This window comes from Pseudomonas sp. LB-090624, from assembly GCF_003205205.1.
GTDB lineage: Bacteria > Pseudomonadota > Gammaproteobacteria > Pseudomonadales > Pseudomonadaceae > Aquipseudomonas.
Genome location: NZ_QJRL01000002.1, coordinates 126327 through 140558, shown reverse-complemented (window position 1 = coordinate 140558; position 14232 = coordinate 126327). Strand labels below are relative to the sequence as shown.

The following is a 14232-nucleotide window of genomic DNA, read 5'->3' as shown; positions in this document are numbered from 1 at the left end:
CATGCGCCTGATGGCGGTGCTGTTCACGGGCCTGTTGCTGTGCTGTGCAGCGGCCCAGGCGCAGGTGCGCAACTACGACACGATCATCGCTGCCGGTGAGCTGAAGGTGGCGGTGTACAAGGACTTTGCGCCCTACAGCTTCCAGGACCACGGCCAGCCGCGTGGTGTGGATGTGGAGCTGGCCCAGGCGCTGGCCGAGGCCATGGGCGTGCGCCTGCAATTGATCTGGGCGCCCCCTGGGGAAAAGCTCGACGACGACCTGCGCGATTACATTTGGCGCGGCAGCCCGCTGCGCCACCAGCAGTTGGCCGACCTGATGATGCGGGTGCCGTACGACCACGACTACACGCAGAAGCGCAACGAACTGGGTGAACTGGAAAACGGCCAGGTGGTGATGTTCGGCCCTTATCAGGAAGAGCGCTGGCAAGTGGCCTACGACCGCCGCCGGTTGGCCTCGGTGGCCAGTGTCGCCGTGTTCCAGCAGCACCCGATCGGCGTCGAGGTAGACAGTGTGCCGTCGTTCTACCTGACCTCGGTTTTCAACGGCATGCTCAGTGCCAAAACCCATCATTACCCCAGCGTTCAGCAGGCCTTTGCGGCCATGCACGCCGGCCAGGTGGATGCGGTGATGGCGATGCGTGGTGAAGTTGACTGGCAACTGCACCAGGCCGCTGACCCGCAACTGGCGTTGGCGGAAAACGCTTACCCGAACCTTGGCAAGCAAGCCTGGGAGATCGGCATGGCGGTGCACGAAAGCAACCGGCAACTGGCCTATGCGGTAGAGGAGGCGCTAGAGGCGTTGATCCGGGATGGGCGGATGCAGGCGATTTATGCCCATTACGGCCTGCGCTATCAGACGCCGGAAATGTATCGGTAGTGCTCATCGAAGGAGTGGAGGATGAACTGGCGAGCAACTGTCCTGCTGGTGTGCTGGATGCCCTGGGCGCCCCAGGCCTTGGCCAGCGAGCCCAGTGCCAGCAAGGACCCGGTACCGTCGGTGATGTGGGACTTCTACCATAAGCAACTGCTCGGCCAGGCACCGTTCGTGTTCGATGACCGGGTCAAGCTGCTGGCCCCACCCTTTGCCGAGGACGCACGCCAGGTGCCGCTGGAGATCGATGCCCGGGCGTTTACCGGCGAGGTGGTGCGTATCATCGCCTGGGCGGAGCTCAACCCGTTGCCGCGCATTGTCGACTTTCGGCCCGGCGAGCGTGTGCTGCCCTGGTTGTCGATCCGTATCCGTATCGAGCAGGCCACGCCGCTGCGCGCGGCCGTGCTCACCCGCGACGGCCTGTGGCATGTCGGCTCTACCCTGATCGATGCTGCCGGCGGCGGCTGTACTGCGCCCAGCGTGGTACGCACCCAACCCGGCTGGGAGGAACACCTCGGCGAGGTGCTGGGTGGGCGCTACGGACGCGGCGATAGCAGCCGCTTGCGCTTGCAGGTGAGCCACCCGATGGACAACGGCCTGGTCAGTGGTATTCCCGAATTCTTTCTCAACCATGCGCAGTTGCAAGGCGCCGATGGCCAGCCCCTGGCCAGCCTGGAACTGTACCCGGCGGTCAGCGAAAACCCCAATTTGGGCTTCGATGTCCTGGGCCCCGGGCCAACCCGGCTGCTGTTGCAGGACAACAGCGGCAACCAGTTCGAGGCGGCGCTGCCCTGAGCGCCAGGCCTGACCCTTTACCCGACCCGAGGCACCTGCCATGCGCTGGATCCTGCTGTTGCTGCTGTGCCTGGGGCTGCCGGCCCAGGCAAACCTGGAATACGGGCTGGTGCCCCGGCAGATTGCCGAGGGCACCTGGTTGCTGGAAGGCAGTACCGACAATTTTGCCAAGGCCAATGGCGGCAATGTGGTCAACACCGCGTTCATCGTTACCGACGCGGGTGTGGTGGTGATCGACAGCGGGCCGTCGAAGCGCTATGGCGAGGCGTTGCGCCAAGCCATTGCCACCGTCACCGACAAGCCGGTGCTCGAAGTGCTGCTGACCCATCATCACCCAGACCACGCGCTGGGCAACCAGGCCTTTGCCGATGTGCCCATTGGCGCCTTGGCAGGTACCTCTGAGCTGCTGCGTCAGCAGGGGGATGCCATGGCCGAGAACATGTACCGCCTGGTCGGTGACTGGATGCGGGGCACCGAGGTGGTGTTGCCGAGCCGGGTAGTGGAGCCCGGTATCCATGAAGTCGGTGGGCACCGCCTGCGTTTGCTGGGGCTGGGTGGGCATACCGGCGCTGACCTGGCGATTCTCGATGAATCGACCGGGGTGCTGTTCGCTGGCGACCTGGTGTTCTACGAGCGTGCCCTGACGACGCCCAACAGCCCAGGGCTGGATGTTTGGCTCAAGGACCTCGAGACCTTGCAGGCGCTGCCCTGGAAGCAGCTGGTGCCCGGGCATGGCCCGGTGGCCAGCGACACCCGGCCGTTTACGCAGATGCGCGATTACCTGGGCTGGCTGGATAGCCTGCTGCGTGAGGGCGCTGCGCGTGGCGATGACATGGCCGAGATGATCCGCAGCCCAATCCCCGAGCGGTTTGCCGGGGTCAGCCTGACCCGGTATGAGCTGATTCGCAGTGTCAGCCATCTGTATCCGCGTTACGAGCGCCAACAATTCCGGCGCGTTGACGCCAGGCACTGACGCGCCTGCCCTGTACCAAGGAACTAGAAAACTCCGCATTCCTGGCAATTGTTGGCGAACAGGCCGCGACCAAGAATTCTCGGCACACCGGGAAATTTTCCCGGACACAACAAAAAAACCAAAGGTAGCCGACATGACCCGATCCGCACGTCGTCCCGCGTTCGCCCAGAGCCTGGTGCTCAGCGCCATGCTGCTGGCCGGCGCGGCCCACGCCGCCGTCAGCAATGAAGAAATCCTCCAGGACCCGAAGAACCCGCAGCAGATCGTCACCAATGGCCTGGGCGTGCAGGGCCAGCGCTACAGCCCGCTGGACATGCTCAACAGCAACAACGTCAAGGAGCTGCGGCCGGTCTGGGCATTCTCCTTCGGTGGTGAGAAGCAGCGCGGCCAGCAGGCCCAGCCGCTGGTCAAGGACGGCGTGATGTACCTGACCGGCTCCTATTCGCGGGTGTTCGCCGTGGACGCCCGCACCGGCAAGAAACTCTGGCAGTACGATGCCCGCCTGCCGGACGACATCCGCCCGTGCTGTGACGTGATCAACCGGGGCGTGGCGCTGTACGGCGACCTGGTGTTCTTCGGCACCCTGGACGCCAAGCTGGTGGCACTGAACAAGGACACCGGCAAGGTGGTGTGGAGCAAGAAGGTGGCCGACCACAAGGAAGGCTACTCGATCAGCGCCGCGCCGATGATCGTCAACGGCAAGCTGATTACCGGCGTGGCCGGCGGCGAGTTCGGCGTGGTGGGCAAGATCCAGGCCTACAACCCGGAGAACGGTGAACTGTTGTGGATGCGGCCGACCGTGGAAGGGCACATGGGCTATGTGTACAAGGACGGCAAGGCGATCGAGAACGGTATTTCCGGCGGTGAGGCGGGCAAGACCTGGCCTGGCGACCTGTGGAAGACCGGCGGCGCCGCGCCTTGGCTGGGCGGCTACTACGACCCGGAAACCAACCTGATCCTGTTCGGCACTGGCAACCCGGCACCCTGGAATTCGCACCTGCGCCCGGGTGACAACCTGTATTCCTCGTCGCGTCTGGCGCTGAACCCGGATGACGGCACCATCAAGTGGCACTTCCAGAGCACGCCGCATGACGGCTGGGACTTCGACGGCGTTAATGAGCTGATCTCGTTCAACTACAAGGACGGCGGCAAGGAGGTGAAGGCCGCCGCCACCGCCGACCGCAACGGCTTCTTCTACGTGCTGGACCGCACCAACGGCAAGTTCATCCGCGGCTTCCCCTTCGTCGACAAGATCACCTGGGCCACCGGCCTGGACAAGGATGGCCGGCCAATCTACAACGAAGCCAGCCGCCCGGGCGCGCCGGGGAGTGAAGCCAAGGGCAGCTCGGTATTCGTCGCCCCGGCCTTCCTCGGTGCCAAGAACTGGATGCCGATGGCCTACAACAAAGACACCGGGCTGTTCTACGTGCCGTCCAACGAGTGGGGCATGGACATCTGGAACGAAGGGATTGCCTACAAAAAGGGCGCGGCGTTCCTGGGTGCCGGCTTCACCATCAAGCCACTGAACGAGGACTACATCGGGGTGCTGCGTGCCATCGACCCGGTCAGCGGCAAGGAAGTGTGGCGGCACAAGAACTACGCGCCGCTGTGGGGCGGTGTGCTGACCACCAAGGGCAACCTGGTGTTCACCGGGACGCCGGAGGGCTTCTTGCAGGCGTTCAACGCCAAGACCGGCGACAAGGTCTGGGAATTCCAGACCGGCTCTGGCGTGCTCGGCTCGCCGGTAACCTGGGAAATGGACGGCGAGCAGTATGTTTCGGTGGTGTCCGGCTGGGGCGGCGCGGTGCCGCTGTGGGGCGGTGAAGTGGCCAAGCGGGTGAAGGACTTCAACCAGGGCGGCATGCTCTGGACCTTCAAATTGCCCAAGCAGTTGCAGCACACCGCAAGCGCCAAGCGCTGAGGCCCAGACCCTACTACCAAATGACGAGAGCCCCGCTGCCAACGATGCATTCGCCCGGCACGCGGGGCTTTCTACCATTGAAGCATCGCCTGTCGTGGGACAGGCATCGACCCGCAGAGGCTCAGCATGATCTACGCACAACCCGGAACTCCAGGTGCCGTCGTATCCTTCAAACCCCGCTACGGCAACTTCATCAATGGCGAGTTCGTGGCGCCGCTGGCTGGCCAGTACTTCACCAACAGCTCGCCGGTCAATGGCCAGCCGATTGGCGAATTCCCCCGTTCTACCGCCCAGGATATCGAACGTGCGCTGGATGCCGCACATGCCGCGGCCGACGCCTGGGGCAAGACCTCGGTGCAGGACCGTGCCCGGGTACTGCTGAAGATCGCCGACCGCATCGAGCAGAACCTGGAAGTGCTGGCGGTTACCGAAACCTGGGACAACGGCAAGGCCGTGCGCGAAACCCTGAACGCCGACGTGCCGCTGGCGGCGGATCACTTTCGTTATTTCGCTGGCTGCATTCGCGCGCAGGAAGGCGGTGCTGCCGAGATCAACGAAGGCACTGTGGCCTATCACATCCATGAACCGCTGGGTGTGGTCGGGCAGATCATCCCGTGGAACTTCCCGCTGTTGATGGCGGCCTGGAAGCTTGCCCCGGCCCTGGCCGCCGGCAACTGCGTGGTGCTCAAGCCGGCTGAACAGACGCCGCTGTCGATCACCGTGTTTGCCGAGCTGATTGCCGACCTGTTGCCGGCAGGCGTGTTGAACATTGTCCAGGGCTTTGGCCGTGAAGCGGGCGAGGCCCTGGCTACCAGCAAGCGGATTGCCAAGATCGCCTTCACCGGGTCCACCCCGGTGGGCTCGCACATCATGAAGTGCGCAGCCGAGAACATCATCCCGTCCACCGTCGAACTGGGCGGCAAATCGCCCAACATTTTCTTCGAAGATATCATGCAGGCCGAGCCTGCGTTCATCGAGAAGGCGGCCGAAGGCCTGGTGCTGGCGTTCTTCAACCAGGGCGAGGTCTGCACCTGCCCGTCGCGGGCGCTGATCCAGGAGTCGATCTACGAACCGTTCATGGCCGAGGTGATGAAGAAGATCGCCAGGATCACCCGCGGCAACCCGCTGGATACCGAGACCATGGTGGGGGCGCAAGCTTCCGAGCAGCAGTACGACAAGATCCTCTCGTACCTGCAGATCGCCCGGGAGGAGGGTGCACAGTTGCTGACCGGCGGGGCTGCCGAGCGCCTGCAGGGCGACCTGTCCACCGGTTACTACATCCAGCCGACCCTGCTGAAAGGCCACAACCGGATGCGCGTGTTCCAGGAAGAAATCTTCGGCCCAGTGGTGGGCGTCACCACCTTCAAGGACGAAGCTGAAGCCCTGGCAATCGCCAACGACAGTGAATTCGGCCTTGGTGCCGGCCTGTGGACCCGCGACATCAACCGCGCCTACCGCATGGGCCGTGGGATCAAGGCCGGGCGGATATGGACCAACTGCTACCACCTGTACCCGGCGCATGCCGCGTTTGGGGGCTACAAGAAGTCGGGCGTGGGGCGTGAGACGCACAAGATGATGCTGGACCATTACCAGCAGACCAAGAACCTGCTGGTGAGCTACGACATCAACCCGTTGGGCTTCTTCTAAGCCGGGTCGGGGCCTTCGCGGCTCGCCCGCTCCCACAGGTTCACCGTTGGTTCCAGAACCGGCGCAGGACCTGTGGGCTCGGGTTCATCCGCGAAGAGGCCGGCACTCGCCAATGCCTACTCGTACCATCGCACCCCGCAAGCTCGTTCCAAAGTAGCATTCGCCCCAGTTCCCCCCCGTGCATTAATGCTTCTACCGGAATTCTCCGGCACAAGAAGAGGACTAGCCCCTATGTGGACCAAACCCGCCTACACCGACCTGCGCATTGGCTTCGAAGTGACGATGTACTTCGCCAATCGCTGATGCCCCTCCGGCCATCCTTGCGATGGCCGGATCTTCAAACCGGATGCCCCTGTGAACTTGATCGATCGCCAGCAGGCCCTGGCCCTGGGCAAAGGCCTGCGTCTGCACTGGGAGCCTTTGCAGGCGCGCCATGTACTGCTGTGCCCCGGGGGCATCATCGAGCTCAACCCCAGTGCCGGCTGGGTACTGGAGCTGCTGGATGGCCAGCGTAGCGTGGCAATGATCATCGACCGCCTGGCGCAGCGTTTCCCGGGCGTACCCGGCCTTGACGAGGACGTCCTGGCGTTCCTGGAGGTGGCCCGCGCCAAGGCGTGGATCGAATGAGCGCTTGCCCCGCTTTGGTCTGGTTGCTTTCGCTGCGGGATGCTTTACGCTGGCGGTTACCTTCCAGAACAATAAAAACAGGCTTTACGATGAGCCAGATTTTCAGCCCGCTTCGCAAGTTCGTTTCGCCTGAAATCATCTTTGGTGCCGGCTGCCGACACAATGTTGCCAACTACGCCAAGACCTTTGGTGCGCGCAAGGTCCTGGTAGTCAGCGACCCCGGCGTGATCGCCGCTGGCTGGGTGGCCGACGTCGAGGCCAGCCTGCAGGGGCAGGGTATCGACTATTGCCTTTACACTGCCGTATCACCCAACCCGCGGGTCGAGGAGGTGATGCTCGGCGCCGAGATCTATCGGCAGAACCACTGCGATGTGATCGTCGCTGTGGGCGGCGGCAGCCCGATGGATTGCGGCAAGGCCATCGGCATCGTGGTCGCCCACGGGCGCAGCATCCTCGAGTTCGAAGGCGTGGACATGATCCGCGTGCCGAGCCCGCCGCTGATCCTGATCCCGACCACCGCCGGCACCTCGGCCGACGTGTCGCAATTCGTGATCATTTCCAACCAGCAGGAACGCATGAAGTTCTCCATCGTCAGCAAGGCGGTGGTGCCGGACGTGTCGCTGATCGACCCGCAAACCACCCTGAGCATGGACCCGTTCCTGTCGGCGTGTACCGGCATCGATGCGCTGGTGCACGCCATCGAGGCCTTTGTGTCCACTGGCCACGGCCCGCTGACCGACCCCCATGCGCTGGAAGCCATGCGCCTGATCAACGGCAATCTGGTGGAGATGATCGCCAACCCCCACGATATCGCCCTGCGCGAGAAGATCATGCTCGGCAGCATGCAGGCGGGGCTGGCGTTTTCCAACGCGATTCTCGGCGCGGTGCACGCCATGTCGCACAGCCTGGGCGGCTTCCTCGACCTGCCGCATGGCTTGTGCAACGCGGTGCTGGTGGAGCATGTGGTGGCGTTCAACTACAGCTCGGCGCCGGAGCGTTTCAAGGTAATTGCCGAAGTGTTCGGCATTGACTGCCGTGGTCTCAATCACCGGCAGATCTGCGGGCGCCTGGTGGAGCACCTGATTGCCCTGAAACATGCCATCGGCTTCCATGAAACCTTGGGCCTGCACGGGGTGCGCACGTCCGATATTCCGTTCTTGTCGCAACATGCGATGGATGACCCGTGCATCCTCACCAACCCCCGCGCGTCCAGCCAGCGGGATGTCGAGGTGGTCTATGGCGAGGCCCTCTGAGGACCAGCAACGGGCGCTGGCCGGGCTGCTGGGGCTGGGTGATCACTCGGCGCGCAAAAGCCATTACCCGGAACTGTCCGCACGCCTGGATGAACTTGAGGCCGAGCGCAACCGCTACAAATGGCTGTTCGAAAACGCCGTGCACGGCATTTTCCAGGCCAGCCTGCAGGACGGCATGCGTGCCGCCAACCCGGCGCTGGCACGCATGCTGGGCTACGACGACCCGCAGGAAGTGCTGTTTTCGCTGACTGACCTGGCCGCTCACTTGTTCGACGGCGGTGCCCAGGAGCTGCACGCCATCACGGCGATCCTCGCCCGTGAGCATAGCCTGCATGGCTATGAAACCCGCTTGCGGCGCAAGGACGGCAGTTACCTCGATGTGCTGATGAACCTGTTGCTCAAGCCCGGCCAGGAAGGCCTGGTGGAAGGCTTTGTCGCCGACATCACTGAGCGCAAGCAGGCGCAGCAGCGCTTGCAACAACTCAATGACGAACTGGAGCAACGGGTCGCTGCGCGAACGGACGAATTGCTCGAGGCCCGCGATGCCGCCGAAGCCGCCAACCGCAGCAAGGACAAATACCTCGCGGCCGCCAGCCACGACCTGCTGCAACCATTGAATGCCGCCCGCCTGCTGATCTCGACCTTGCGTGAACGGCCCTTGCCGGACGCCGAGCACATATTGGTGGAGCGTACCCACCAGGCCCTGGAGGGTGCCGAGGACTTGCTGACCGACCTGCTGGACATTTCCCGACTCGACCAGGCAGCGGTCAAGCCGGATGTGGCGGTGTACCGCCTCGACGAACTGTACGCGCCCTTGGTTTCGGAGTTTCGTTCCGTGGCCGACGCGGCAGGCCTGAAGCTGCATGCGCGCATTGGCGACTACGCCATCAGCACTGACCTGCGGCTGCTGACGCGCATCTTGCGTAACTTCCTCAGCAACGCCTGCCGTTACACCGATCAGGGTCGGATCTTGCTAGGCGCCAGGCGCCGCGGCAAACACCTGCGCCTGGAGGTATGGGACACCGGGCGGGGCATTGCGCAGGACCGGTTGCAAGCCATCTTCCTCGAGTTCAACCAGTTGGACGTTGGCCGTGCGGCGGACCGCAAGGGCGTGGGCCTGGGCTTGGCGATCGTCGAGCGGATCGCCAAGATTCTCGGCTACCGGATCGAAGTGCGCTCGTGGCCGGGGCGGGGTTCGATGTTCAGCATCGAAGTGCCGATTGGCCAAGAAGTACCGCAGGCGGCACACCAGGCCGCGCCGCAGCCCAGCGCCGGCAACCCGCTGCCGGGCCGGCGCCTGCTGGTGCTGGACAACGAAGTGAGCATCCTCCAAAGCATGGGTGCGCTGCTGGGGCAGTGGGGTTGCGAGGTGGTTACGGCTACCGACCAGGCGGCGGCCATGCAGGCGCTACAGGGGCGGGCACCGGAGTTGATCCTGGCCGACTTCCATCTCGATCACGGCGTGGTGGGTTGCGAGGTGGTGCGGCATTTACGCGAGCATTTTGCCACCCCGATACCGGCAGTCATCATCACTGCCGATCGCAGTGATCAATGCCGACAGGCCCTGCTGACACTTGGCGCACCCTTACTGAACAAACCGGTGAAACCAGGCAAATTGCGCGCGGTGTTGAGCCAGCTGTTGGGGTAAGTACCATTGAGCAGGTTGGCGCTGTTCTTTCCGGGGCGGCGTTCTGTATGCAGCGGGTTAGAGCAATGTGTAGGCGCTGCCTGGTCTGGATCCAACTCCCGACAAAAAATTACCCAATCGGTCAGCTTGCAAGAAGTTAGCAAACTAACTAACGCGACTTTAAATACCGCTGGTCGGTGGTGCTGTATGAAATATGAACGATTCGCTCGCTGGCGGCTCTTATTTGCCAGCAGGTGTGTTCCACTGGAACTGCACTTTGCCCACTCCCCAGAAAGTAAAGGACGTTCAACCTCATCTGCATCGCAGGGATGCACATGGGGCTTTTTTTTACCGTTGAAAGTGGAGTAATGCCCATGCCCAACCGAGGCTCATCCGGTTGAGCCGCTGTACGCCTAGGTAAGACAATCCGCTGTTCAAACTAACGATATGATTTGGCGTTTGCCGCTGCGATCAAGGGGTTCGCACGCCTGTCGCACGGCTATGGGGCGCTGATGTATTACGTGGAGAATTCGACGTGGAGTTTAATACAATTATTAGCCTGTTCGGGCAAAAAGAATCCATGGAACTGGTGCGGCTGTCGGTGATTTATGTTCATCTGTTGGCCTGTTGCATTGCCATCGGCCTGGTGTTTACCAGTGATGCCGAGATGGTCAGGGACTTATTGAAAGGCCACAAACAGGCCGGCCATGACGGTAAGCACATGGCGCGGTTACAGAAGTCTGTGACCTATGCTTTGTTAGGGTTGTGGCTGACCGGCGCTGCCGTGATTGGTATTGACTACCTTGAAAAAGGCATGAACTACTTTGCCAATCCCAAACTTCACGCGAAGGTCATTATTGTCCTGTTGCTGACGTTCAATGGCCTGTTGTTGCACCGTTATGTCTTGCCGGCCTTGCTCAAGGCCGGTTCTTTGATCGACTTGAATATCGGCGTGCGCCTGTTCGCCCTGTTCTCCGGCGCCCTGTCGGGTGTTTCCTGGTTGTACGCAGCGATGCTGGGGGTTGGCCGGCCGCTGGCCTGGAAGTATTCGCTGACCGAGTTGTTGCTGGCCTATCCGGTCATGATCCTGCTGGGCTTTGCCCTGATGGCAGCCCTGACCCAGTGGGCACGTCAACGCGCCCAAGCCCAAGAAACCCAAGCACCCGCATGGCCGCTGGCGGGTATCCCTTGCTGAATGCGTGAACGTGAACCCTAGCGGGAATGCGGATACGCTGCGAACCGGTCGCCTGGTTCGCAGCGTGTTGATGACGGGTGATGAATTGCGCCACCGACGTCTTGTGGCTATATTGCCTTCAGCGGCGGTTCGCCAACTCTGCGCGGACGATGGCTGCTCCTGCACTCAGCGCCTTGAGCTTGCCGTTGGCGACCCGGCGTGGCAGGGGCGCCATGCCGCAGTTGGTGCACGGGTAAAGTTTGTCAGCGTCGACAAACTGCAGGGCCTTGCGCAGGGTGTCGGCAACTTCCTCGGGCGTTTCGATGCCATGGCTGGCAACGTCAATGGCGCCGACCATGACTTTCTTGCCACGAATCAGTTCGAGCAGATCCATCGGCACCTGTGAGTTGTGGCACTCCAGCGAAATGATATCGATGCTGGAGCGCTGCAACCTGGGGAAGGCCTCTTCATATTGCCGCCACTCCGAGCCCAAGGTCTTTTTCCAGTCGGTGTTGGCCTTGATGCCGTAGCCGTAACAGATGTGCACGGCCGTTTCGCACTTGAGGCCTTGAATGGCCCGTTCCAGGGTAGCCACGCCCCAGTCATTCACTTCGTCAAAGAACACATTGAAGGCGGGTTCGTCGAACTGGATGATATCCACGCCGGCCGCTTCCAGTTCCAGGGCTTCCTGATTGAGAATCTTGGCGAATTCCCAAGCGAGCTTTTCCCGGCTCTTGTAATGGCTGTCATACAACGTGTCGATCATGGTCATGGGGCCGGGCAGCGCCCACTTTATCGGCTGGGTGGTTTGCTGCCGCAGGAACCGGGCGTCTTCGACGAACACCGGTTTTTGGCGGGCGACAGCGCCGACGACCGTGGGGACGCTGGCATCGTAGCGGTCGCGAATCCGGACAGTTTCACGCTTTGCGAAATCTACCCCGGCAAGGTGTTCGATAAACGTGGTGACGAAATGCTGGCGTGTCTGCTCGCCGTCACTGACGATATCGATGCCGGCGTGCTGTTGTTCTTGCAGGGCCAGGCGCAGGGCATCCTGTTTGCCTTCGATCAATTGCGCATTTTGCAACTTCCAGGGTGACCAGAGTGTTTCCGGTTCGGCCAGCCACGAAGGTTTGGGCAAGCTGCCGGCAGTGGAGGTGGGAAGCAGGGTGTTCATCAGCGGTAACCTTGTACGTGAAGTGATCAGCGGGCGTATCGAGCGGACCATTGCTCGAGCGTGGCCTGGTACGGTTTGACAAATTGCTCTTCGGCAAACTTGCCCTGCTCGATCGCCAGGCGGCTGCGTTCCTCGCGATCGTAGACAATGCGCGTGAGGGAATAGTCCTGGTGTTTCAGGCTGGGCTGGTAGGACTTTCCGGCCGCAGAGTTGGCGTTGTAGATCTCGGGGCGATAGATCTTCTGAAAGGTATCCATGGTGCTGATGGTGCTGATCAGCTCAAGGTTGCTGTAGTCGGCCAGCAGGTCACCGGCAAAGTAAAAGGCCAATGGCGCCACGCTGTTCGGCGGCATGAAATAGCGCACCTTCAGGCCCATCTTGTTGAAGTAGTCGTCCGTCAGCGAATAGGCGTCCTGCAGGTATTCAGCGCCCAGGACCGGGTGCTGGTTTTCGGTGCGGTGGTAGGTCCTGCTGCTGGACACGCTCAGGCAGATGACCGGTGGTTTGTTGAAGTGCTGCTTGTAGGTTGGCGAGTTGATGAAACACTTGAACAGGTTGCCATGCAGCTCGCCAAAGTTGTCGGGTGTGCTGAAAGTTGGCCGACCCTTGTTGTGTTCCAGCAACAGGACGCTGAAGTCGTAGTCGCGGACGTACGAGGAGAAGTTGTTACCGACCATACCCTCGAGGCGGGTGTCGGTCTTGTGGTCGACAATATGGGTCTTCAGGATCTCGATCAGCGGCAGGGCGCTACCGTGCTGCTCGGCACCCAGACGCAGTGCGACCGAAATGATGTCCAGCTCAAGGCTGTAGCGATCATTGTCGGCATTGTCCCAGTGCGCCAGGGCGTTGAAACGGTTGTCGATCATCTTCAGGGTGTTGCGCAGGTTTTCCTGGCGATTCGAACCCCGCGCCAGGTTGGCGAAATTGGTGGTGATGCGGGTGTTTTCGCCGGGGTGATAGTGCTCATCGAAAGGGGTGCGCGTGACGATGAATGTCGGTGCTTCGTTCATGTGTTCGGTGTCCTGATACCTGCGCCGAGATGCTTCATTGCTGCGCGGCAGCATGCGCAAGGCTGAAGGCTCGGTCGTCTGTTGTCCGTGATCGAAGCCTATTCTAGGCAGGGTCATTGCATGAATGAAATTGAAGATGATTCAGAAAACATTTAGTTTTTCTCATGACGCCATCGCGAATTATTTCCTGATAAAAGGGAGGGAATTTTGAGTTGGCATGAATATCTCATGTCAAACGAGAGCCATTACGGGCTCATGCGTTGGTACCCACCTCCCATGGAAGAACAATAAAAGGGGGCTTACATGAGTTGTCTGATCTGTGCAGGGCAGGCGGAATCCGTTGAGTGCACCCTTGGATGGGAAGAGCGGCGTTGTGCCCGATGCGGGTGTTACCGAATGTCCCAATCGCTCATCCTGGTGATGATGGAGGAAGGGCAGATTTTCGATACCGAGCGCATGCGCGCATGGCTGGCGGTTACCCGTGGTCAGGTGCCTGTTCCCGCCATCGACCATGACCAGGCGATTCTGCTGCTGTGAATTGCAGGCTGGTGCAGCGGTTCTGGCGAGAGCGTTGTGTACCTGCCTTGGTGACCTGCGGCATCATGTGACGCTCGGCCATCAACTTACCCAGGATACCGCGATGATCAAAGTTGGCGATCAGCTGCCCGACGTCACCCTTTACCAGTACAACAACGACGCGGGGGCCTGCGCGATCGGGCCCAGGGCCTTTTCCATCCGCGAGCGTTGCAAGCAGAAAAAAGTACTGATTTTCGGTTTGCCGGGAGCGTTCACGCCTACTTGTTCCGAACGCCACGTCCCCGGTTATGTCGCTGCGGCGCAAGCATTGTCCGCAGCTGGCATTGACGAAATCCTCTGTGTCTCGGTGAACGACGCCTTTGTCATGAACGCCTGGGGCAACAGCCTGCAGGTAGCCGATGCAGTGGGCATGATTGGCGATGGCAATGGCGATTTCAGTGACGCGTTGGGGCTGCTGCAGGACCTTTCTGCGCGCGGTATGGGCCGCCGTTCGCTGCGCTATGCGATGGTGGTCGACGATCAGGTGGTCACCTACGTTGCGCTTGAAGCACCTGGCAAGTTCGAAGTCAGTGATGCGTCGAGCCTGCTGGCAGCATTGCGCTAGCAGCACGTCCCCGGCCTTG

14 protein-coding genes are annotated in these 14232 nt (G+C 61.5%); 12 read left to right on the top strand and 2 right to left on the bottom strand.

All coding sequences use genetic code 11. The features are described 5' to 3' along the window. The first annotated feature begins 1 nt into the window (after position 1). The 10 genes from DMX11_RS02605 to DMX11_RS02560 all read left to right on the top strand — a co-directional run bounded on the left by DMX11_RS02605 (position 2) and on the right by DMX11_RS02560 (position 10909). A complete protein-coding gene (locus DMX11_RS02605) occupies positions 2-877 on the top strand; it encodes an ABC transporter substrate-binding protein (RefSeq protein ID WP_110743073.1) in 876 nt (291 codons plus the stop codon). A gap of 21 nt (positions 878-898) precedes the next feature. Further along, a complete protein-coding gene (locus tag DMX11_RS02600; protein WP_110743072.1) occupies positions 899-1666 on the top strand; it encodes a quinoprotein dehydrogenase-associated SoxYZ-like carrier in 768 nt (255 codons plus the stop codon). A gap of 40 nt (positions 1667-1706) precedes the next feature. Next, positions 1707-2639 carry a quinoprotein relay system zinc metallohydrolase 1 gene (locus tag DMX11_RS02595; protein WP_110743071.1) on the top strand — a complete coding sequence of 311 codons (933 nt, stop codon included), beginning with the start codon at positions 1707-1709 and terminating at the stop codon, positions 2637-2639. Positions 2640-2772: 133 nt separating this feature from the next. Further along, positions 2773-4560 (top strand): PQQ-dependent alcohol dehydrogenase PedH, encoded by a 1788-nt coding sequence (pedH, locus tag DMX11_RS02590; protein WP_110743070.1) that lies wholly within the window; start codon positions 2773-2775, stop codon positions 4558-4560. A gap of 126 nt (positions 4561-4686) precedes the next feature. Then, positions 4687-6207, top strand: coding sequence for an aldehyde dehydrogenase family protein (locus DMX11_RS02585; protein ID WP_110743069.1), 1521 nt, complete (start codon positions 4687-4689; stop codon positions 6205-6207). A 231-nt stretch (positions 6208-6438) separates the two neighbouring features. Continuing rightward, on the top strand, positions 6439-6510 hold the full coding sequence (gene pqqA, locus DMX11_RS02580) for a pyrroloquinoline quinone precursor peptide PqqA (protein ID WP_003243383.1): 72 nt from the start codon (positions 6439-6441) through the stop codon (positions 6508-6510). A gap of 51 nt (positions 6511-6561) precedes the next feature. After that, positions 6562-6834: a pyrroloquinoline quinone biosynthesis peptide chaperone PqqD gene (gene pqqD / locus DMX11_RS02575; RefSeq protein WP_110743068.1), complete on the top strand. Its 273-nt coding sequence runs from the start codon at positions 6562-6564 to the stop codon at positions 6832-6834. A gap of 89 nt (positions 6835-6923) precedes the next feature. Then, complete coding sequence (ercA, locus tag DMX11_RS02570) at positions 6924-8087, top strand: alcohol dehydrogenase-like regulatory protein ErcA (RefSeq protein WP_110743067.1); 1164 nt, start codon at positions 6924-6926, stop codon at positions 8085-8087. After that, positions 8071-9735, top strand: coding sequence for a NahK/ErcS family hybrid sensor histidine kinase/response regulator (locus DMX11_RS02565; protein ID WP_110743066.1), 1665 nt, complete (start codon positions 8071-8073; stop codon positions 9733-9735). The genes ercA and DMX11_RS02565 overlap by 17 nt, the downstream gene beginning before the upstream one ends. A gap of 559 nt (positions 9736-10294) precedes the next feature. Further along, complete coding sequence (locus tag DMX11_RS02560; protein ID WP_110743065.1) at positions 10295-10909, top strand: hypothetical protein; 615 nt, start codon at positions 10295-10297, stop codon at positions 10907-10909. Positions 10910-11027: 118 nt separating this feature from the next. Here the strand turns inward: DMX11_RS02560 and DMX11_RS02555 are convergent, their stop codons facing one another. After that, positions 11028-12062, bottom strand: a complete 1035-nt coding sequence (locus tag DMX11_RS02555; protein ID WP_110743064.1) for a methionine synthase — start codon at positions 12060-12062, stop codon at positions 11028-11030. 26 nt (positions 12063-12088) lie between these two features. After that, positions 12089-13072, bottom strand: a complete 984-nt coding sequence (locus DMX11_RS02550) for a DUF1852 domain-containing protein (RefSeq protein WP_110743063.1) — start codon at positions 13070-13072, stop codon at positions 12089-12091. A 396-nt stretch (positions 13073-13468) separates the two neighbouring features. Here DMX11_RS02550 and DMX11_RS26015 point away from each other — a divergent pair, with 396 nt between their 5' ends. After that, positions 13469-13609 carry a hypothetical protein gene (locus tag DMX11_RS26015; RefSeq protein ID WP_177410701.1) on the top strand — a complete coding sequence of 47 codons (141 nt, stop codon included), beginning with the start codon at positions 13469-13471 and terminating at the stop codon, positions 13607-13609. 103 nt (positions 13610-13712) lie between these two features. After that, a complete protein-coding gene (locus DMX11_RS02545) occupies positions 13713-14213 on the top strand; it encodes a peroxiredoxin (protein WP_110743062.1) in 501 nt (166 codons plus the stop codon). Positions 14214-14232: the final 19 nt, after the last annotated feature.